Annotated in this window: 20 protein-coding genes and 1 pseudogene; 11 read left to right on the top strand and 10 right to left on the bottom strand. The window is 41.0% G+C overall.

The features are described 5' to 3' along the window. Positions 1–54 precede the first annotated feature (54 nt). Both ACWIUD_RS00840 and ACWIUD_RS00835 read right to left on the bottom strand, forming a co-directional pair. Positions 55–3480, bottom strand: a complete 3426-nt coding sequence (locus ACWIUD_RS00840; protein ID WP_454145762.1) for an Eco57I restriction-modification methylase domain-containing protein — start codon at positions 3478–3480, stop codon at positions 55–57. Next, the gene (locus ACWIUD_RS00835; RefSeq protein WP_454145760.1) at positions 3477–5132 is read right to left on the bottom strand and encodes a C-terminal helicase domain-containing protein; all 1656 of its coding nucleotides are present in this window, start codon (positions 5130–5132) and stop codon (positions 3477–3479) included. Before ACWIUD_RS00835 ends, ACWIUD_RS00840 begins: the two co-directional genes overlap by 4 nt. A gap of 349 nt (positions 5133–5481) precedes the next feature. Here ACWIUD_RS00835 and alaS point away from each other — a divergent pair, with 349 nt between their 5' ends. From alaS to ACWIUD_RS00810, 5 genes are read left to right on the top strand one after another with little or no spacing between them, the layout of a single operon-like run. Further along, positions 5482–8070: an alanine--tRNA ligase gene (alaS, locus tag ACWIUD_RS00830; protein ID WP_454145758.1), complete on the top strand. Its 2589-nt coding sequence runs from the start codon at positions 5482–5484 to the stop codon at positions 8068–8070. 12 nt (positions 8071–8082) lie between these two features. Continuing rightward, entirely contained in the window at positions 8083–8337 is a 255-nt protein-coding gene (gene ccoS, locus ACWIUD_RS00825) for a cbb3-type cytochrome oxidase assembly protein CcoS (protein WP_454145756.1), read from the top strand. Between the two features lie 41 nt (positions 8338–8378). Next, the gene (locus tag ACWIUD_RS00820) at positions 8379–9350 is read left to right on the top strand and encodes an NAD(P)-binding domain-containing protein (RefSeq protein ID WP_454145754.1); all 972 of its coding nucleotides are present in this window, start codon (positions 8379–8381) and stop codon (positions 9348–9350) included. A gap of 2 nt (positions 9351–9352) precedes the next feature. After that, the gene (locus ACWIUD_RS00815; protein ID WP_454145752.1) at positions 9353–10243 is read left to right on the top strand and encodes a DUF2156 domain-containing protein; all 891 of its coding nucleotides are present in this window, start codon (positions 9353–9355) and stop codon (positions 10241–10243) included. A gap of 16 nt (positions 10244–10259) precedes the next feature. Then, complete coding sequence (locus ACWIUD_RS00810) at positions 10260–11519, top strand: tetrahydrodipicolinate N-succinyltransferase N-terminal domain-containing protein (protein ID WP_454145750.1); 1260 nt, start codon at positions 10260–10262, stop codon at positions 11517–11519. Here the strand turns inward: ACWIUD_RS00810 and ACWIUD_RS00805 are convergent. From ACWIUD_RS00805 to ACWIUD_RS00780, 6 genes are read right to left on the bottom strand one after another with little or no spacing between them, the layout of a single operon-like run. Next, the gene (locus ACWIUD_RS00805) at positions 11516–11653 is read right to left on the bottom strand and encodes a hypothetical protein (RefSeq protein WP_454145748.1); all 138 of its coding nucleotides are present in this window, start codon (positions 11651–11653) and stop codon (positions 11516–11518) included. The genes ACWIUD_RS00810 and ACWIUD_RS00805 overlap by 4 nt on opposite strands. A 23-nt stretch (positions 11654–11676) precedes the next feature. After that, on the bottom strand, positions 11677–11814 hold the full coding sequence (locus tag ACWIUD_RS00800; RefSeq protein WP_454145746.1) for a hypothetical protein: 138 nt from the start codon (positions 11812–11814) through the stop codon (positions 11677–11679). Between the two features lie 45 nt (positions 11815–11859). Continuing rightward, positions 11860–12546, bottom strand: coding sequence for a tetratricopeptide repeat protein (locus ACWIUD_RS00795; RefSeq protein WP_454145744.1), 687 nt, complete (start codon positions 12544–12546; stop codon positions 11860–11862). A 20-nt stretch (positions 12547–12566) separates the two neighbouring features. Continuing rightward, positions 12567–13310 carry a hypothetical protein gene (locus ACWIUD_RS00790; protein ID WP_454145742.1) on the bottom strand — a complete coding sequence of 248 codons (744 nt, stop codon included), beginning with the start codon at positions 13308–13310 and terminating at the stop codon, positions 12567–12569. Then, positions 13307–13438, bottom strand: coding sequence for a Sel1 repeat protein (locus ACWIUD_RS00785; protein ID WP_454145740.1), 132 nt, complete (start codon positions 13436–13438; stop codon positions 13307–13309). Before ACWIUD_RS00785 ends, ACWIUD_RS00790 begins: the two co-directional genes overlap by 4 nt. Further along, positions 13428–13994, bottom strand: coding sequence for a tetratricopeptide repeat protein (locus tag ACWIUD_RS00780; RefSeq protein ID WP_454145738.1), 567 nt, complete (start codon positions 13992–13994; stop codon positions 13428–13430). Before ACWIUD_RS00780 ends, ACWIUD_RS00785 begins: the two co-directional genes overlap by 11 nt. A gap of 202 nt (positions 13995–14196) precedes the next feature. Here ACWIUD_RS00780 and ACWIUD_RS00775 point away from each other — a divergent pair, with 202 nt between their 5' ends. The 3 genes from ACWIUD_RS00775 (at position 14197) to ACWIUD_RS00765 (ending at position 16321) form a co-directional block, all read left to right on the top strand. Beyond that, entirely contained in the window at positions 14197–14808 is a 612-nt protein-coding gene (locus tag ACWIUD_RS00775) for a tetratricopeptide repeat protein (protein WP_454145736.1), read from the top strand. A 105-nt stretch (positions 14809–14913) separates the two neighbouring features. Then, positions 14914–15963 carry a glycosyltransferase family 10 domain-containing protein gene (locus ACWIUD_RS00770; RefSeq protein ID WP_454145734.1) on the top strand — a complete coding sequence of 350 codons (1050 nt, stop codon included), beginning with the start codon at positions 14914–14916 and terminating at the stop codon, positions 15961–15963. Between the two features lies 1 nt (position 15964). Further along, a complete protein-coding gene (locus tag ACWIUD_RS00765) occupies positions 15965–16321 on the top strand; it encodes a hypothetical protein (RefSeq protein ID WP_454145732.1) in 357 nt (118 codons plus the stop codon). Here ACWIUD_RS00765 and ACWIUD_RS00760 read toward each other — a convergent pair. Together ACWIUD_RS00760 and ACWIUD_RS00755 are read right to left on the bottom strand one after the other, a co-directional pair. After that, positions 16305–16469 (bottom strand): hypothetical protein, encoded by a 165-nt coding sequence (locus ACWIUD_RS00760; RefSeq protein WP_454145730.1) that lies wholly within the window; start codon positions 16467–16469, stop codon positions 16305–16307. The genes ACWIUD_RS00765 and ACWIUD_RS00760 overlap by 17 nt on opposite strands. Beyond that, on the bottom strand, positions 16470–17501 hold the full coding sequence (locus ACWIUD_RS00755) for a glycosyltransferase family 2 protein (RefSeq protein WP_454145728.1): 1032 nt from the start codon (positions 17499–17501) through the stop codon (positions 16470–16472). Between the two features lie 81 nt (positions 17502–17582). On the opposite strand from ACWIUD_RS00755, the gene ACWIUD_RS00750 reads away from it, so the two are divergent. The 3 genes and pseudogenes from ACWIUD_RS00750 to ACWIUD_RS00740 all read left to right on the top strand — a co-directional run. Further along, on the top strand, positions 17583–19082 hold the full coding sequence (locus tag ACWIUD_RS00750) for a TolC family protein (protein ID WP_454145726.1): 1500 nt from the start codon (positions 17583–17585) through the stop codon (positions 19080–19082). A 1-nt stretch (position 19083) separates the two neighbouring features. After that, positions 19084–20352, top strand: a complete 1269-nt coding sequence (locus tag ACWIUD_RS00745; protein WP_454145724.1) for an efflux RND transporter periplasmic adaptor subunit — start codon at positions 19084–19086, stop codon at positions 20350–20352. 49 nt (positions 20353–20401) lie between these two features. Beyond that, positions 20402–21073 (top strand): annotated as a pseudogene (locus ACWIUD_RS00740) (ABC transporter ATP-binding protein); the annotation flags it as partial. Positions 21074–21188: the final 115 nt, after the last annotated feature.

The following is a 21188-nucleotide window of genomic DNA, read 5'->3' as shown; positions in this document are numbered from 1 at the left end:
AGCGCGGATTGTAGCGAATTATAGCTAAAAATGCAAATGCGTTGGTGGGGTGATTCACATTTGATTCACATAAGAGCCAAAATGCGTGAAATTGCATTTGTTATTGCAAGATTCTGCGATTTGGATTTCATTAGAATCTAGCGCGTAGAGGGCATAGATTAGTGAGTTGATTTGGGATTGTAGTTGGGTTGTGTCTTTGCCTTGTGATTTGGATTCTAAAATTTTATCGACTAGATTCACAATCTCATCGGCGATTTTTTGCTTTTCTTTTGAATCTAGATTCGGGATAGGGAGTTTTTCGATATATTGTTTTATCCATCTAAATGCGCCATCGCCTAATCCACTAGCGATTTGTTGCATATAAAAATAAATCAATTTTGAATTTAGTAAAGCCAAAAGATATTTATTTGCATTGGGGATAAAATAGCAAGTTTGATTTATGAAAAATCCGCTTGTATCATAAATAAAACACGATTCTTTTGTCATTTCAGCCCACACAATCTTTTCTTTCTCAAAATCCTCCAAATATGCGCAATTTCGCAAATTATACGGCGTTGCGCCTTTGTCGGTGCGTTTTTCTAATTTTGGATAAAAGTTATCTAAATATTTTTTGAGTGTTAAATAATCGTTTATGTCAATGGCTTGGATTTGTTTGCCATTTTGCGAAGTGTAGCCGTTGTGCGTATTTATCAACCACAGATTCGCCCATTCATAGCTATATCTTTTAATGTCGCGTCCGCGCAAAATGGGCTTTATGATTTGCTCTGTGCGCTCTCGCTCTGTCAAACCCACCCCCAAACCCCCTCCGCAGGGGAGGGGGCTTTTTATGCTATTATCGCACGAATCTAAAATCGCTTCTTTTGTCGCGCTATCGATGATAAAGGCTTCATTGTAGCCCGTTAAAACGCCACGATAGATTTCAATATCCCATTCTTTAAGCGGTGTGCCGATTTTTTCAATCTTTTGTTTTAAAGCTAGGGTGTGCGAATCTACAAAGATAAAGGCTTCGGCGTTTAAGCAATCTTGGGGGATACAATCGCAATTTTTAGATGATAAATCTTTGGCATAGCGGATTTGGTTGCCTTGTGGTGCGGACTTTGATACTTGGAGTATGCACGAATCTACGATAGCGTTTTCAAAGATTTTTATACCATTAAAATCTGTGTAGGATTCAATGGTGTGGCGCAATAATAATGAGCGCAAGTTTTTGCCATAGCCTGCGCGGGCGAATTTGTTGCTAACGATGTAAGTGAGAATGCCTTGTGGTGCGAGCAAATCTATGGCTTTGGCAAAAAAGTAGGTGTAAATATCTGCGGTGCTACACGCAAAATCTGCAAATGCGGATAAAATCGCTTGTTTGTTGGGGATAGATTCTTGGCGGATATAGGGCGGATTGCCGATGACAATGTCAAAAGATTCTACGCCAAACATATACGCACTATCGAAAAATTGCGCTATATCGTTGGGATTAAAGGGATTCCATTTGGTGAGTGGCATCTCGCCCTGCGCTTCAAAAAATAAATCCTTTGCGATTTTGTCTATCGTGGCTTTGTATTTTGATTGGAGGGCGATTTTGTCGTGGCTAGTAAATGTTTCAGCGCGGATTTGTTGCAATTCTATCAAGCCTTTTTCGTAAATATCGCTGCCAAGCTGTCTGCCACGCGAATCTTGCAATGAAGTCTGCAAAGGCAAAAGCGAATTTGCAGAGATGAATTTAAATTCTAAATTTGGGAGTGGATTTGGCTCTTTGCTATGGCTAAAATCCTCATCGATGATAAGGGAGAGAAAGCACCGAAGTCGCACGATTTCGGTAGCCATAGGCTGAATATCCACGCCATAAATGCAATTTTGCAAAATCTCTAATTTGCGCGTATAAGGTGGGCGTGTGTCGCCTAAATCGCTTTGGAGGCGGATAATCTCACTCAAAATCCCCATAGGAAATGCGCCACTGCCACAAGCGGGGTCTAGGATTTTTAGGGTGCTTAGCTCTTGTAGGATTAGCGCGGAATCTTTGGGATTTACCCACCCCCTAGCCCCCTCCGCAAGGGAGGGGGGACAAGTTGATTCAACCTCCGCAAGGGAGGGGGAAACAAATTCAAGTCCCCTCCCTTGCGGAGGGGATTTAGGGGTGGGTGTTTTATCAAATACAAGATTTTCTAAAAATTGTGAATCTACTTTGTCTTTTAGTGTGGTTTGCAAATGCGATAAAATCGCGCTACGCACCATATAGCGCACGATTTCGCGGGGCGTGTAGTAGCTCCCTGTGGCTTTGCGAAGTGTGTTTTTATCTAGCTTTTCTAGCTTATTATCCGTAAAAAGCTGGGATAAAAGACTCTCAAAAATCTGCCCCAAAAGCTCGGGGTCTAATGCCACTTCCTCCGCACTCTCATCTGCCTCATCGATAGTGAAATGATAGCGATTAAGCGTGGCAAAAAGTTCGCTAAATAGGGCGTTTGAAATGTGTAGCGAATTGATATTTACATTTGGATTTTGTGAATCATAAAAGTCATTGTCCTGTGGGCTAAATAATCCGCCATTTAGGTAGGGAATCGCGCTTAAAAGGCTAGTGATTTGCGTGGGCAAAAATCCATAATCGCGTGAATCTTTTGGCGTGTTTAGCGTGGTAAAAAAGAGTGGCTCTAACACTTCGTGATAATAATTTGCACTCAAAGCACTATCCCAAATCGCAGAATCTATAATGCTCTTTTTCTCCAAAAATTTACAAAACAAAATGCGTGAAAATAGGCGCAGGACAAAATCACGCTTGGTTTGCTCATCGCTTGTGTTTGGCAATGTGAGATTTTCTACAAAATCCGCAAAATGCGCGAAAATTTCTTTGTAAAATGCTTTGTTTAGGCTTGAAATGCTTAAAGTTTCTAAAATCTCGCTGTAATAAATATCTACTTCTTTTGGTTTGATTTGGGCGATTTGCACTAAATTTTTGCAGTGAGCGTGGCTTGGGTGGGCTAAATCTATGTCTTTTATGAGTGTGATTTTTTGGATAATGTCTGTATGGATAATGCGCTTGGCGTGAAATCGGCGTGTGGCAAAGGCTATGGATAAATGCGTAGGGCTTACAAAAAAGATAATGTTATAGCTTGGGATAGCGGAGTTTATCGCACGGGTGGCGCGTATCAAATCGGCTTTTTTGTGTGAAATGGATTTTGGATTGCCACGATTTGCCGTTGGCAAATCTCGCAATGACGAATTAGGTTGTAGCTCTATAAGCGTAAAGGCTAGATTTTTATGGTTAGTTTTTTCGCTAGGTTTTAGTGCGCCCTCTCTATCGGCGTTTGTAGCGTAAATAATGGCGTTTGCAAAATCAAAATCGCTTAGATTTTTGATTAGATTTTCGTCTTTTGATAGTGGTGCGTTTGAAGCAAGTCCTAGATTTTGCAGGGCAAAGTTGCTATCCAAAAATGCTTTAAAATGCGCTTGATTCACAGGATAGAGATTTGCTAAAAGGTTTTGTATGCTCATTTTGTGCCTCCGTTTTGTTTTTGTGGATTTTGGAATTGTGGATTTTGAAATTGCGGTGCGCTAAAATCTGGGTTGATTAAAAGCCACGCGATTAGGCGAAATCTTTTGGATTCGACAAAAAATAATCCGCCATCGCTTTGCTTGCTCCCCTCTATGAGCGAATCATAGCTTTGAATCTGCTCGTTTAACTGCTTTGTCAAATCTGCAAAAATACGCTTTAACACGCCAATATCTCTGTAATCGTTGGTAAGCGTTTCAAGAGAAGTGATTGCTTCTTGTGGTGGCTTTTGCGTGAGTTTTTTTAGTGGGAGGATTTGGAAAAGATTTGCGTATTTGTCAGTTTGGCTCACGCTTGGGTGCAAAATCTCGCTTGAAATATCATAAATGCACGGATATAGTTGCTCGATAGATTTTGTGTGTGAATCTATATTTTCTAAAAGTGCGAAAAGTAGGTTTTGGGAATCTAGATTGCCACGATTTGCCGTTGGCAAATCTCGCAATGACGAATTGAGCGCAATCGAAAAAATGCCATTTTGCAAATGGCTAGGCGGTGGAGTGGTAAAATCAAAGAGATTTGAGAGATTGGCAAAGGCGTTAGATTCTGGCTCTAATGCGATAAATTCGCTCTCCATTGCTTTTAGCTGTTTTGCGCGTAAATCTTTGTGCGCGCTGTATTTTTTCTCATTTATCGAAAATGGATTTTCTAGCGCGGTTGCGGAGTTTGCCGCTTCTAATTTGTAGCGGAGCTTTGCTTCTAAATCGATATATTCTTCTAACTTCATATCGGGGAAAAAATGCGTGATATTGTTTAGCTCGTGCTTTGAGCCAATGCGCCAAATCCGTCCGATTCGCTGAATCGCACGAACAGGATTAAACGCAATGTCCCAATTTAGCAAGTTTGCGCAATCTTGCAAGTTTTGCCCCTCGCTTAGACAATCTGTGGCGACTAAAATGTCGATTTCACACTCGCCATCTTTTAGCTCATAATGCAAGGATTTTGGCGAAAATCGCTTTTTAAAATTGCTAAAATCCTTTGAGCTTGTGTTGCCTGTGATAGATTCGATACTTAAATGCGAAAAAGTCGCTTTTAGTGCGTCTGTGAGCGCATCTGCGGTAACTATGCTCTCTGTAAAAATGATGAGCTTTTCACTCTTTATGTCGTTGCAAGAATTTATGAGTTTTTTTAGGGCTTTGAATTTTTTGCTTTTTTGGAAATCGCGCTTTGAATTGTATGAAGCTAACTTTGATTTTATGCGTTGTAATTTATCCAAATCGCTTTGAACGTCGCTATAAAATTCATCACTTAAATCGCTAGTGTAGTTTGAATCTATAATGCTTTGCAATCGCTGTGGGAATGCGCTAGATTCGTCTAAATCATCGCTAGATTCGCTAAAATTGCCATCCAAAAAGCTCGTGTGGTAATCAATGATTTTATCTAAAATGCTACTAAACGCATCGACACTAGATTCTAATGCTTTGATAAGCGACATACATAAAAATCCTCGTGGCGTGGAGTAATCGCCTAAATTTGAAAGATTGTCGCTTTTTAGCAATTCGATAATTTCGCGGGGCAAATACCGCTCACTATAAGGGTCATAAATGCAAAATGTTAGGCTATTTTTGCTTGGATTTACGCCCAAAATTTCTAGCAATGAATCTATGCTAAAATCTATATGTGTGGGGATTGATGAGCAATATTCTCTCTTGGGTCGTTTTTTAGCATATGGAGCTATGAGATTTGATAGGCGATTTATGAGAGTGTTTTCGTTCTCGTTTGTGATGAGATAAGTGAGATTTAAGGCTAATTTCGCAGAATCTATCGCATTTTTCGCTGAATCTAATTCGCCATATTCGCTACGGGGGGGGGGGATTATACATTATGAAATCCTTTAAATTTTGAAATTTAAAAGCGCAATTATACATAAAAAAATTCGCCTTTTTTAAGCAGAATCTTAACACTTTTTTTATACAATCCGTGCTTTTTTAAAGAAGGATTATCGTTTGGATATTAGAGAGAAATTTTTGGATTATTTCAAGGCGCACGGGCATCAAGTCTATGATTCGATGCCGTTAGTGCCAAATGATGCGAGTTTGCTTTTCACAAATGCGGGAATGGTGCAGTTTAAGGATATTTTCACAGGCAAAATCCCTGCGCCAAAAATCCCCCGCGCCACGAGTTCGCAACTCTGCATTCGCGCTGGTGGCAAACACAATGACTTAGAAAATGTCGGCTACACGGCGCGTCATCACACGCTTTTTGAAATGCTTGGGAATTTTAGCTTTGGAGATTATTTCAAAGAGGAAGTGATAGAGTTTGCGTGGCAGTTTATCACGCGTGAGCTAGGATTTTCAAAAGATAAGATTTATATTAGTATCCACCACAGCGATGATGAAGCGTTTGGCTTGTGGAAAAAGTTCGTGGAAAAGGACAAAATCAAACGCTTTGGCGATAAGGACAATTTCTGGCAAATGGGCGAAGTAGGACCTTGCGGACCTTGCAGTGAGATTTATATCGACCAAGGGGAGGCGCATTTTGGGGGTGCGGAGGATTATTTTGGCGGTGATGGCGATAGATTTTTAGAGATTTGGAATTTGGTTTTTATGCAATATGAGAGAGACAAAAATGGCAACTTACGCCCACTCCCACGCCCTAGCATTGATACGGGAATGGGGTTAGAGCGCGTGATTGCGCTAATTGAAGGCAAACTAAATAATTTTGATACTTCGCTTTTTGCGCCTTTGATGAGTGAGTGCGAAAATCTCACGGGTAAGCCTTACAGCAATGAGTTTAAGGCGTCTTTTCGCGTGATAGCCGACCATATAAGAAGCATTGCGTTTTTATTAGCGCAAGGCGTGAATTTTGACAAAGATGGGCGCGGATATGTCTTGCGCCGAATCTTGCGCAGGGCATTGCGACACGGATATTTGCTAGGGCTAAAAGAGGCATTTTTATACAAGCTAATCCCCGCGCTTTGCGAATCTATGGCGCATTATGCGTATTTGGAGGACAAAAAAGCGCACATTATGGAGCAGTGCAAGTTAGAGGAAGAGCGATTTTTAGCCACAATCGAATCAGGAATGGAGCTATTTTCTGCCGAGTTAGATTCGGCAAAAAAGCGCGGTGTGAGCGTATTTAGCGGAGCTAGTGCATTTAAACTTTACGACACTTACGGCTTCCCATTAGATTTGACGCAGGATATGTTGCGTGAGTGCGACATTGCAGTGGATATGGACGCATTTAATGAATGTATGGAGGCGCAAAAATCGCGCTCCAAAAAAAGCTGGAAGGGCTCTGGCGATGAAGTCAAAAATGGCGATTTTGGCGCGTTGCTAGAAGAATTTGGAGAAAATAAATTCATCGGCTACGAATCAGATAGCGCACATAGCAAGATTTTGGGATTGCTTGATATAAATTATCGGCGCGTGGAGTGTTTGGATGGCGATGGATATATTTTCTTAGATTCAACCCCGCTTTATGCGGAGGGTGGGGGACCTGTTGGCGATAGTGGCGAGATTTTTATGCGTGGCAAAAAAGTCGCAAATGTCATTTATACCAAAAAATATTTTGGGCTAAATATCAGCGAGATTAGCACGAGTAGCGAACTAAAAGTGGGCGATTTGGTGGAGGTGAGAGTTAGCGCGAATCGCATAGAAATCGCCAAACACCACAGCGCAACACATTTGCTTCATTCTGCCTTGCGAAAGATTTTGGGTTCTCATATCACACAAGCTGGGAGTTTGGTAGAGGCGAATCGTTTGCGCTTTGACATCACGCACCCAAAGGCGTTAAGCAAAAATGAGCTAAATGCTATCGAAGCGGAAGTGAATAATATGATTTTCTCCGCGCTTGATTCAAAGGTGGATTTTATGTCGCTAAATGACGCTAAAAAGGGCGGCGCAATCGCACTTTTTGGCGAAAAATATGGCGAAGTTGTGCGCGTGGTGAGCTTTGGTGATGATGAAAACCTTGCAAGTTGTGAGCTTTGCGGTGGGATTCATATCAAAAATACCGCGCAAATCGGCAATTTTTACATTACAAAAGAGAGTGGCATTTCAAGCGGAGTGCGCCGAATCGAAGCTGTGTGCGGAAAAGCAGGATATAACTACACCAAAGAAAATTTGGCGATTTTGACAAATGCCCGTGAAGTGCTAAAAAATAGCGATATTATGGGCGGAATTGCCAAATTAAAAGAAAATATCCAAAAATACAAAGATGCCAAAAGCAAGACAGATTCAAGCGTAAAAAGCCTAAATTTTGAGATGATTGATGAAGTGAAACTGATGATTGTGGAAGTAGCGGCAAATCTAAACATTAAGGCAATCATCGATGAAGCAAAAAAGGAAAATCCAAAAGTCGCCATTATGCTTATTGCAAACGACAATGGCAAGATTAGCATTAGCTGTGGCGTAAATGGCGTGGCAAATCTATCGGCAAAAGAGTGGATTAAGGGCGTTTGTGCGATTTTGGGCGGTGGCGGTGGCGGCAGAGATGACTTTGCCACTGCTGGCGGGAAAAATCCGCACAAGATTAAAGAAGCCCTGCAAATTGCGCGAGATTTTGCGCTAGATAAGATTCGTAGCGAATCCTAAAAGGTGGCAAAAATGAATAGCGGAATGATTGCCGTAATGCTTGGCGTGTCCTTGCTAATTGGGCTTTTGGGGCTGATTGCATTTATTTGGGGGCTACGCAGTGGGCAATTTGATGATGAAAAAAAATTCACACAAGGACTTTTGATGGATAGCGTAGATGAGCTAAATGACGCATATCGTAATGAATTAAAGCGAAATTCGGCGAAATATACCAAAAACGCAGAATCTAGCGCAGATTCTGCGAATTTTTCGCCAAAATCGCATTAGATTCTGCGAAAATATTAAATTTAAATTTGAAAGGATAACAAATGAAAATTCACAATATCGCCATTATCGGCGGAGGACCGGGCGGAATCGCAGCAGCGGTTGAGAGCGTGATTTGCAAAATCGATGATGTGATTTTGTGCGAAAAGGGCGAAAATCACTCAACTACCATTCGCAAATTTTACAAGGACAACAAGCGCGTAGATAAGGACTACAAGGGCAAAAAGGTGGATTTGAATGGTAATATTTATTTTATGGATGGCACAAAAGAATCCACGCTTGATTTGTTTGATAAGATTTTGGCGACAAATAATATTGATGTCCGCTTTAAGAGCGAGATTGAGAGTGTGAGTAGCGAAAATGGGATTTTCACGCTTCATTGCACAAGTGGCGATGAGCTAAAAGCGCGATTTGTGGTGATTTCGATAGGCAAAATGGGTGTGCCAAATAAGCCAAGCTACCCTATCCCGCTTGAAATTCGCGATAAAGTCTTTTTTAACGCAAACTCCATAAATCAAGGCGAAAAAGTCCTAATTGTCGGTGGTGGCAACTCTGCGGTAGAATATGCCTACTTTTTGGCAGAAAAAAATGACGCGACTTTGAATTATCGGCGCACAGAATTTAGCCGAATCAACGACACAAACCGCGAAATGCTTTTTAAAAGCATAGATTCGGGCAAATTAAAGACAAAATTAGGCATTGACATTGAGAGCCTTGAATCTTGCGACATTAACGGAGCTAAAAAGCCCAAAGTCAATTTCACAGACGGCACAAGCGAAGTTTATGACAAAATAGTCTATGCAATCGGCGGTGTCGCGCCGATTGATTTCTTAAAAAAATGCAATTTGGAGTTAGATGAAGCGGGAGTGCCTATTGTAAGCGATTCGTGTGAATCAAGCGTGAAAAATATCTTTGTGGCAGGGGATTTGCTTTTCAAAAGTGGCGGTTCAATCGCAAGTGCGCTAAATAACGGCTTTGATATCGTGCTTGAAATCCAAAGGCGTATGGGGGCGTAGGGGTGCAATTTTTTGACATTAGCATCGATAAAAAGGGCATTATCGCGGATTTTTTCCACGCACAGCGCGTGGAGGCGAGTGATATGCTCTTTGGCAATCTCTACATTTGGCACTTTTCGCGGAGCATAAAATACGCGATAATCGATGATTGCCTTGTGGTGCTGACAAAATTCCCTAACGAATCCTATCCATTTATCTTTTATCCGCTTGGGCGGGGCAATCACAAAAACGCAATTTTAAAAATGAAAGAGTATTTTTTGGATAATCAAATGCCCTTTTCGCTTCGCAGTTTAGAGCAAAATCAAAGCACGGAGTTAGAAAATCTCTTTCCAAATGCCTTTGAAATCACCCCAAACCGCGATAGATTCGACTATATTTATAATGTGGAAGATTTGATTTTATTAAGCGGACGGGCGTTACACAAGAAAAAAAATCATCTAAATCGCTTTTTTAATCTCTATCCAAATTTTAGTTACGAGCGCATAGATTCTGCGAATGCGCTAGAAGTGCTTGGCGCGTATCAAAAGTGGTTTGAAAATAGCGATAAAAGCGAGGGTTTGCAAAATGAAATGCTTGGCATTAAGGCGAGTTTGGAGAATTTTACGCAGCTTGATATGAAGGGCGGGGCAATTCGCATTGATGGCAAAATCGCGGCATTTTCGCTTGGAGAGCAAATCAACGCGGATTCGGTTGTCATTCACATCGAAAAGGGCAACACCTTTTATGCGGGGATTTATCAGGCAATAAATCAGCAGTTTTTGAAAAATGAATGGGCGCATTTGCGTTTCGTAAATCGCGAGGAGGATTTGGGGATTGAGGGGCTACGCAAGGCAAAAATGAGCTATAAACCAGCTCAATTCGTAGAAAAATCTACCGCGATTTTGAAAAATTAAATTTAAGGAGTAAAAAATGACAAAAGAAGAGTTTAAGAAGTTTGTGAAAAGCGAGGGCGCGAAGTTTAGAGAGCCGCTTGGGTTTGGGATTGCGCGGGTGGATTTAGGCGAATCGTATGGCGATTTGCGCGAATCAAATGGCAAATCTTGCGGTTGCGAATCAAAGGGCGATTCAAAGGTTTTACAGGCGACTTATCCCGTGCTAAATTGGCGCGTGGGCGAAAAGTGCGAGAATTTGGGCTCTTATGCTGTGCTATGCCACGCGCTTGAAAAAGCACCACAAAATCTAATCGCAAAAAGCGAAAATGAAGCGATTTACCGCGTGGATTCGGCTGTGGTAAAAAATGCGTTAGAGCTTTTTACGCCATTTTTAGCCGAATCACTAGCCGATAAATCCGCGCACAAAAATATTCAAGTGCTATTAGAGTTGCAAAAACAGGCGAATTTGGATTGTTGCAAGTCGCCGTTTCGATTTGTGGTGCTTTATAATGACGCGCAGTGCGAGAGTGTCGAATCTAGCTATATGAAGCTACTTGCGCTGTCGCTAGGCAAGGCGAAATTGCGCTCTTTGAATTTGGATGGCATTTTTGGATTGCTAGAAAATATCGCGTGGAGTGGCAATACGCCATATCAGTTAGAATATTTGCGCCAAAATGAAATCGCACTCAAAATCGCTGGTAAGTTCCCGCGAATCGACTTTGTAGATAAATTCCCACGCTATTTAATGCAGGTAATCCCGCAATATGACAATATCCGCCTGCTTGATTCGGCGAAAACCCGCTTTGGTGCGTATTTGGGTAGCGGTGGCTATACGCAAATGCCCGGTGCTAGCTATGTGAATTTCAATGCTGGTGTTGTCGGCAAATGTATGAATGAAGGGCGCATAAGTTCAAGCGTGATTGTGGGCGAAGGCACAGATGTGGGTGGTGGCGCGAGTATTTTGGGCGTGCTAAGCGGTGGCAACGCAAATCCTATCAGCATCGGCAAAAATTGTCTGCTTGGTGTGAATAGCTCCACAGGGATTTCGTTAGGCGATGGGTGCGTGGTAGATGGCGGAATCGCCGTCCTTGCTGGAACGATTTTTTATATTTCGCAAGAAGAAGCGCAAAAAATCCTCGAGATTAACGATGACTTTGAGATAAAGGAAAGTTGCCTTTACAAGGGGCGTGAGCTATCTGGCAAAAACGGCGTGCATTTTAGGCAGGATTCAAAGAGTGGGGCGATGACGGCATTTCGTAGCAAAGTCCAAATCGAGCTAAATACGGCGTTGCATTAAAAAAAGTGCGTTAGATTTGTGTGAATCAAAGGAGAAATGTGATTGTGGTATTGCGAGATTCTGTGAATCGTAGAATTTGGCGTGATTATGTCGTCATTGCGAGCGAGTGAAACGAGCGTGGCAATCCAAAACACGCGAATCTAAAAGGCAAAACGAATCAATATCCCAAAAGCGAATCGATAAATTTTACATTTAGATTCGCACAAAGTCCGCGATTCACCTTTGATTCACAAGTCTCATTAGTGGATTGCTTCGGCGAATCTGCGATTCGCCTCACAATGACGGGATTTTTCACGCGAATCTACAAAAATTTTCACGCCTCGCAATGATAAACGCCAGCTTATCTCACACCCCTTTCATTTAGCTTTTTATAATAATCACAGCCAACTTGTTCGCCAAAATCACAGGCTTTGCCAAAATATTCTTTTGCTTTGGAGAGATTTTTTGGGACACCTTCGCCATTACCATACATTACACCTAGCCCCCAGCAACCCAAACCATTTTGCATTTCACAGGACTTTTCAAAATAGCTTTTTGCTAATTTTAAATCCTGTTTTACATTTTTACCAAAAAAATACTCTCTACCAGCCCAAGCACAAGATTCTGCTTCGCCCAAACCACAAGCCTTTTTATTATATTGCAATGCTTTGCTTTTATCTTGCCTAACGCCAAAGCCGTTAGAATAATACTTTGCTAACACACCACAAGTAAGTTGCATTGCTTTAATAGCGGGGTGTTTTGGAGTTAAACTACCATCGATTAGCTCAAATTGAAAACTATCTTTGCTATTTGCTTTATCGCAAACTAATTCAAAGTATTTTTTAGATTCGCTATATTGCTCTAATTCATAGTGCAAAATTCCCACCGTAACACAAGCACCATAATTTTTAGCATCGCATTGTTTATCATAGTGCTTTATGCAATACGATAAACTCTCATCTTCGCACCAAAAATCTTGCATCTCACCAGCATTTACAGCACACACGCCACACATTATCGCCACAAGGGCGAATATTATCTTTTTCATCATTATTTCCCCTTTCAATGTTAAATTTTATCTTTTAGCGTTTTTGCCAATATGATTCGCACTGCTTCGGATTCACCCTTGCCATCAGGGTGCGAGAAACAATCATCTGCACTTAACTCTAAATGTTTTTTAAGATTCCCAAGCAAATATTTATAGCTAGATACGCTTGGGATATAAGGCAAATTTAGATTATAAAACTCTATAAAATGCACATCAGAGCATTCTGCACTTGGCTCATCGCTGTGTTCCTTTCGCATAAACCAAACTTTGCTAAAACTAGCGCAATCTACAAATGATTTGTATTTGGTAAATATGCGTTGCAATTTTTGCTCAAATCTATCTTTAAAGCCTACAAAATCATCAACGCTTAAATTTTCGCACGGATAGCAAACGATTCCAGCAAAGATATTGTGATTTATCTGCGCTTTGATTTTGCAAAGATTCGCAATTATGCTGTAAAATTTATCGATTTTAAACTTATCAATAAGCGTAAAAATTGCCTTAATTTGGTGCGATTCTATGATAGCAAACTCATCATTTTTATAAATCTCATTGCCACTATAAACTATCAAATCCATCAAAGGGCTGATTTTATCGTTATATATTACATAACCCTTGCTAATTTTGTATCGCCCATCAAGTTCGCTATGCAATAAATTGTTAAGCGATTTATATAAAATTATCTTTTTGTCTTTGTTTGGCGAAAAACTTTCACATTCTACCAATACATTTAATAAGTCGCCATTCATATCTTCTCTATTCATCTCACACCCCTTTCATTTAGCTTTTTATAATAATCACAGCCAACTTGTTCGCCAAAATCACAGGCTTTGCCAAAATATTCTTTTGCTTTGGAGAGATTTTTTGGGACACCTTCGCCATTACCATACATTACACCTAGCCCCCCAGCAACCCAAACCATTTTGCATTTCACAGGACTTTTCAAAATAGCTTTTTGCTAATTTTAAATCCTGTTTTACATTTTTACCAAAAAAATACTCTCTACCAGCCCAAGCACAAGATTCTGCTTCGCCCAAACCACAAGCCTTTTTATTATATTGCAATGCTTTGGCAAAATCTTGCCTAACACCCCAGCCGTTCAAATAATGCTTTGCTAAATCACCGCAAACAAGTTGCATTGTTTTAATAGCGGGGAGTTTTGGACCCAAACTACCATCTATTAGCTCTGCTTGAAAGGTAGATTTACTATTTGCTTTATCACAAACTAATTCAAAGTATTTTTTTGATTCGCTATATTGCTCTAATTCATCGTGCAAAGCTCCCACAATACCACAAGCAAGATAATTTTTAGAATCGCATTGCCTATCAAAGTGCTTTATACAATATGATAAACTCTCATCTTCGCACCACAAATCTTGCAATTCACCAGCATTTACAGCACACACGCCACACATTATTGCCACAAGGGCGTAAATTAACTTTTTCATCCATTATCCTTTTATTTAAAATTTCCGCGCATAATACAAAAAAAACGCAAGTTAATAAAGTCGCCTTATTTTTTCATATTTTGTCGCAAATTTATGGCGTTGCGGTGCTTATCAAAATCGCTAAATTTCGCAAAATACAGCATAACGCCGATTTAGAAGCGCGATTAGCGATATTGCAAAATATGTGATTTATGGAGAATTTATGCTTTTTGGCTTGGCACTTGCGCAAGGTGCGATGATTTTGGCGATGCAAGCAAGCGATGACGCGCTAACGCTTGAAGCGTGCAAGGGTGGCGATGTCGCGCAGTGCGAGCAAACCATCGATTTTCTTAAAAAATCCTGCGACAAAAAGGGCGCGCAGTCCTGCTTTACGCTTGGATACATTTATGAAAATGGCGTGGGCGTGGAGGTGCGAGTGGATTCTGCGATTGCGTATTATAAGCGCGGGTGTGATTTGCGAAGTGCGCTTGGGTGCGTGAATGCGGGGGCAATCTATGCGAAAATCAAAAATTTTGAAGTGGCAAATACTTACTTTTCTCGTGCGTGTGAGTTGCGAAACGCCGATGGGTGCTTTAATTTAGGCATTTCGTATCTTTACGGGCAGGGCGTTAGGGAGAGTGCGTTTCTCGCCAAAATGCGCTTTAATGACGCTATCGAACTCTACGAAGAGGCGTGTGCTAGGGGCGATGCGAATGCTTGTCAAAGCGTGGCGGGGATTTATGCCTCTGGCGAGGCGGTGGAGGCGGACTTGCAAAAGGCGGAGGATTTCGCGCAAAGGGCGTGTGAGATTGATGAGCGATTTTGCGAATCGTGAGATTTGGCGAAATATGAGATTCTGCGAATCTAACGCAAAATCGCAGAATCTACGCTAGAATCTAGCACGAAAATCGCAGAATCTAAAAAACTAAAAGGACAAAAAATGAAACAAATCAAAATCGCATTTATAGATGGATGCGGGGGCGATGACTTGGCGTTATTTTCGCGAGTGCTGAAAGAAAATAGCGAAAATTGTGGCGATGAGTTTGAGTTTATCATCGATGAGAAAAACCCGCAATTTATCGTGTATAGCGTGTTTGGCACGCGCCACATTCACTATGATTGCGTTCGCATTTTTCACACGGCGGAAAATTGTCGCGCCGACTTTAATTTCTGCGACTATGCGATAACTTACGATTATTTGGACTTTGGTGCGCGGCATTTGCGCTATCCGTATTACCTGCGAAATTTAGTTGGCGTGGATAAAAATAGCGCGATTTATCAAAAAAGTGCCTTTGACGCGGAGTTTGCCAAGCGCAAATTTTGCAGTTTTGTAGTTAGCAATGGCAAGGCAGATGAGTTGCGAAGCGCGGTATTTGAGGCGTTAAGCGTGTATAAAAAAGTCGATTCTGCGGGGCGTTTCAAAAACAATGTGGGATTTTTGGCGGATGATAAAATCGCATTTTTACGCAAATATAAATTCAACATTTGCTTTGAAAACTCCGACACAGCGGGATATGTGACAGAAAAAATCATCGATGCCAAAAAGGCAGATTCTGTGCCTATCTATTGGGGGGGGGGATTTCATAGTGTAGATTCGCAGAATCTTGGGCGTTTTATCGATGATGGCGCGATTTTTAACAAAAAGGCATTTGTGAATTTTGCGGATTTTGCGAGTGTGGGCGAGTTTGTGGAGTTTATCAAATATTTGGATAGCGATGAGAGTGCCTATCTTGCGATGTTAAATGAACCTTTGATTTTGGACTCAAATGTTGTGGAGAAGGGCGAAAAGAGATTGGCGGAGTTTTTGCGAGAGATTTTTAGCGCGGATAATCCCTACGCGCGCGGTTTTGGGCAGTGGCGGATGAATTTAGAAAAGCGATATGTGCGATTTCAAAGGGCGCGCGAAGTGGTGAATAAAATCATCGATTGCTACCGAAGGGCGATATTTTTGCGCTTTTGGCAAGGACTTGGGGCGAAAAAACGGCGATAGATTGGGCGGGATATGCGTGGATTTTGTGGTAGATTCTGCGATTTTTGTGCGAATCGCAGAATCTGCATTACTCTTCGTCATTGCGAGATTTTGCGTAGCAAAATCGTGGCAATCCAAATCTTTTAATTGCGCCATAGATTGCCACGAAAATTCGCTACGCTCATTTTCTCGCAATGACGGATTTTTTTTAGAGATTCTTCGCTTCGCTCAGAATGACAAAATTGCGATAGATTCTGCGAATCGCACGAAAATCGGAGAATCTGTGATTTTGGTTGTTTTTTACCCACCCCCTTTGTCCCCCTCCGCAAGGGAGGGGGAGAATTTGAGATTTTTCGCTTCGCTCAGAATGACAAAATAATCGTAGAATCTAAACAAACAATCGAAGTAATGGCGGTGGTGCTTTGCGCCGTTTTTATGCGAAACAAGCGAAATAGAACTTGGTGGTTCATTGAGCGCAGTTTTGCGTGAAAACGGCGCAAATTGCATACCCCAGAACAAATTGCCATCTATTCCACGATTTCTTCTACAAAATATAGCGGTCTTCGTTTGGTTTCGCGGTAGATTTTGCCTATGTATTCGCCGATAATCCCAAGCCCAAGCAGTTGAATCCCGCCTAAAAAATACATCGAAATTACCATTGATGTCCACCCGCTTACCGCTTCGCCTGATATTTTTGTGATGAACGCCCACACGCCCACGCACAAGCTAAAAAATGCGATTAACGCACCCAAAAGCGTTAGGATTCGCAGTGGTTTTATGCTAAAACTTGTGATTCCATCGATTGCAAAACTTAGCATTTTGAAAAATGGATATTTGGAAACGCCTGCCACACGCGCGATTCGCTTGTAATATAGTTTTGTGGATTTAAATCCTATCAGTGGCACGATGCCTCGCAAAAATAGATTAACCTCGCTAAATTCTAGCAAATGCCCCAACGCGCGATTTGAGAGAAGCCGATAATCCGCGTGATTATGCACGATGTCCGCGCCCAAAATTTTCATAAGTCCATAAAACGCATTTGCCGTGCTTCGCTTAAAAAAGCTATCCTCTTTTCTGTCGCTTCTCACGCCATAAATCACCTCATAGCCTTGTTTGTAACTCTCCACGAATCTATCGATTAAATTTATATCATCTTGCAAATCGCAATCCAAACTCACTACGCAATCGCATTTGTCTTTTGCATAAGAAAGTCCCGCTAACAGCGCGTTTTGGTGTCCTTTGTTTGTGCTTAAAGAGACAATTTGCATTTGCTTTGTTTTGTGCTTTTTTAGCAAAGATAGCGTTAAATCTTTGCTTCCGTCATTCACAAAAACAATTTTGCTTTTTTTGCTAATCGCGTTAGATTCGATTAAATCGCGCATTTTTTTATCAATAGTCTCAATGCTTAATTTAATGACTTCTTGCTCGTTATAGCAAGGGATAATCAAAAATAGCACGGGATTTTTCGCAGAATCTAATGCGGTTTTTTTCGTAGAATCTTTTAAAATTTTCGCAGAATCTAACGCCGATTTTTTCGCATTTTTCGCAGAATCTTTCATAACTTCGCCTTTATTTCACAAATATTTCACAATTATTTTATTAAAATTTCGCTTTGAGATTTACAAAATTAAAGGCATTTTATGAAAAAAGTCATCTTTTGCGCCATTTTTGCTTTGACAAACCTTCTTTTTAATGCGTGTAGCGCGACTTATACCGCAGAATCTTTAAAAAGCGACTTTGAAATGGGCGATTTTCGCAATATTTATTCGCAAAATGCGGAGCGCACGGATTCGCTGTTTAAAGTTTTTAATGATGATAATTTAAAAAATCTAATTCATAGCGCATTGTCGCAAAATAGCGATATTTTCATCTATGAGACGAGAATAAAATCTGCCGAATCGCAAGTGCGATTAGCCATTTCAAAGCAGATTCCAGATATTAGCGCAAGTGCGAGTTATAGCTACAACGGCGATTCGACTATCAATACGAATCTTATGGCATCTTGGGAGTTGGATATTTTTGGCAAATATGCCTCCGTAACGGACGCACAATATCAGCAATTAGATGTCGCAAAAAGCAATCTAAAATATTTTCAAATCTCCCTAATTAGCGACATTGCACTAGCGTATTTTAATCTCAAATATTTGCAAAATAATATCGTTTTGACAAAAGAGCGCGTTATAAACTACCGCGAAATGCTTGAAATTATGGATTTTATGTATAAAAATGGGTTGGTTTCTTTTAGTGATTTTTTGGAGAAAAAAGCAGATATGCAAAGCGAAGAGCAAAGCTTAAACACGCTACTAAACGACTATGAAGCCAAAAAAAATGAGATTCGCACTTTGATAAACAATCGCAATTTTGTTTTTGAAGATTCGTATATCACAGATGAAGTTTCGCAGGACGCGCAAAAAAGTAGCTATTTTGTGATAATGCCACAATCCTTTGATATTCCAAATTTTAGCGTGAATCTAAATTCTAGCGCAAATATTATCCTAAATCGCCCTGATATTTCAGCGCAAATCGCGTCTTTAAATGCCGCTGTGCATAATCTCAACTCCGCCAAAGCGCAAATGTATCCCACGCTAAATGTGAGCGGTTCGCTTGGCAAGGCGTTTTTGCAACCTGCGGATTTTGTGTATAATATTTTGGCGTCCCTTGCAATGCCGTTATTTTCGCGCTTTGAGATTTATGAAAATATCAAAATCAGCGATTACACGCGCCTAGAGGCATATTATTCGTTGCAAAAGGGCGTGAATACGGCGTTTAGCGAGATTGAAAATGCCATTTATTCGCTTGAAACAAATAGGGCGAATCTTAAAACGAGTTTAGAGATTCTCTCCCAAAATGACGAGGTTTTGGAGCTTTTGGAGCAGAGCTATTATGCTGGGCTAATTGACAAGGCAGAATATTTACTTGCCACAAACAACAATTTGGCGATGATAAAATCAAGCAATACAGCGCATTTTAATGCGATAAGCGCGATAATTTATCTATATCGCGCCGTTGGAGGCAACGATGATGATATAATAGCAAAAGATTCGCCCGATTTGTCATTGCGAGGCGCACGAAGCGAAGCGAGTGCAACGAAGCAATCCACGAACGAGCAAAATAACACATTAAAATTACAAGGAAAATAAAATGACAAACATTTACAATACAATCAAACCAAACAAAAAAACAAACACAAAAAAAATCATTGTGGTGGTAGCAATCATCGCAGTGGTAGCGATTATGGTGGCGCTTTTTATAAACGGATTTGGCAAAGGCAATGTGCGCTATATCACGCAAAATCCTACGCGTGGCGATATTAGCCAAGATGTAAGCGCGACAGGGACACTTTCGCCCACAGACACGGTTGAAGTCGGCTCACAAATATCAGGGACGATTTATGAAGTGCTTGTCGATGTGAATGACGAGGTGAAAAAAGGGCAGATTTTGGCAAAAATCGACCCAGAGAAATTAGACCAAGCAGTCGATAACTTTGAAGCGCAGTTGCAAAGCGCAAAGGCGGAGCTTACAAGCGCACAAGTTACGCTTGAAAACAAAAAATGGACTTATGAAAATTATAAGGATTTGTTTGAAAAAACGGACGGCAAATCGCCTTCGCAGTTGCAGTTAAAAACCGCTGAGTTAGAGTATAAAAGTGCGCTTGCAAATATCGACATACGAAAGGCTTCGATTCGCCAACTTGAAACTTCGCTAAAATCCGCCAAAATCGATGTAAAAAACGCCATAATCACAAGCCCTACAAATGGAATCGTGCTTGTCCGTTCAATCGACCCAGGGCAAACCGTTGCGGCTAGTTTTTCAACGCCGACACTTTTTACAATCGCACAGGATTTAACCAAAATGAAGCTAATTTCTAGCGTCCTAGAGGCAGATGTCGGCAAAGTCAAAATAAACCAAGAAGTCGAATTTAATGTCGATGCCTATCCAAACGAAAAATTCATCGCCAAAGTTGCAAAGGTAAATTTCGCCGATTCAAGCTCTACCACTAGTAGCTCATCAAGCTCAAGCACAACAAGCTCAAATATCATAAGCTACGAAGTTACAACTTATGTGGATAATTCAAAACTTCTACTTCGACCCGGAATGAGTGCCACAGCGACAATCAAAACCGCCGCTGTGAAAAACGCGCTAATTATCCCATATCAAGCATTGCTTTTCAATCCAAACGAGGTAGAAAAAAAGGGCAACGCAATGTCTATGATGGGACCGCCCAAGCGCAATAAACGCTCGTATTCAAACATCGGCAACAAAGGCACGATTTGGATTTTAGAAAACGGCGCACCAAAAGAAATCGAAATTGAGATTGGCATTACAAATGGCAAAAGTGCGCAGATTTTAAGCGACAATCTAACCACAGATTCGCAAGTCATTATCCAAAAAGATGATAGCAAAAAGTAGCGATTCGCGTGGGATTTAGGCAAAGATTCACAATAAAAAAGGCACAAAAATGTTTATAAAATTAAGCAATATCACAAAAACTTATGGCGAGGGGCAAAGCGCGTTTCGTGCGCTTAAAGGCGTGAATTTGGAGATTGAAAAGGGCGATTTTGTCGCGCTTATGGGACCTAGCGGCTCTGGCAAAAGCACGATGGCAAATATTTTGGGTTGCCTTGATGTCGCCACAAGCGGGGAATATCTCTTTGAAAATGTGAGCGTTTTTTCGCTTGTCCGCAATGAACGCGCACTTTTACGGCGACATTTTATCGGCTTTATATTTCAGGGATTTAATCTACTGCCCCGCACAACTGCGCTAGAAAATGTCGAATTGCCACTTTTATATCGTGGGACGCCAAAGGCGCAGCGACAAAAAATCGCATTTGAAGCGTTGAAAATGGTAGGGTTAGAGGCTTTTGTAAATCACACTTCAAATAAACTTAGTGGCGGACAGCAACAGCGCGTGGCGATTGCACGGGCGATTGCAAGTAAGCCTTTGTTTTTACTAGCTGATGAGCCCACAGGTAATTTGGATACGAAGCGCAGTGTGGAAATTATGAAGATTTTGCAGTGGCTAAATAAGGATTTGGGGATTACCATTTTGATGGTAACGCACGAGCCTGAAATGGCTTCTTTTGCAAATAGAGAAGTGCATTTTTTGGATGGCAATATTGATGAATCAAAAAGCAATTTAGGCAATTCGCCTTTGGGTAATCATTGCGTAGATTTAGAGAAAAACGCAGAATCTAGCACAAAAATCGCAAATAAATTCGCAGAATCTACCCCCGCTTCGTCATTGC

The sequence above is a fragment of the Helicobacter sp. 23-1044 genome, assembly GCF_053654695.1.
The sequence above is the reverse complement of the archived record's forward strand: the minus strand, read 5'-3'. Positions and strand labels throughout refer to the sequence as shown.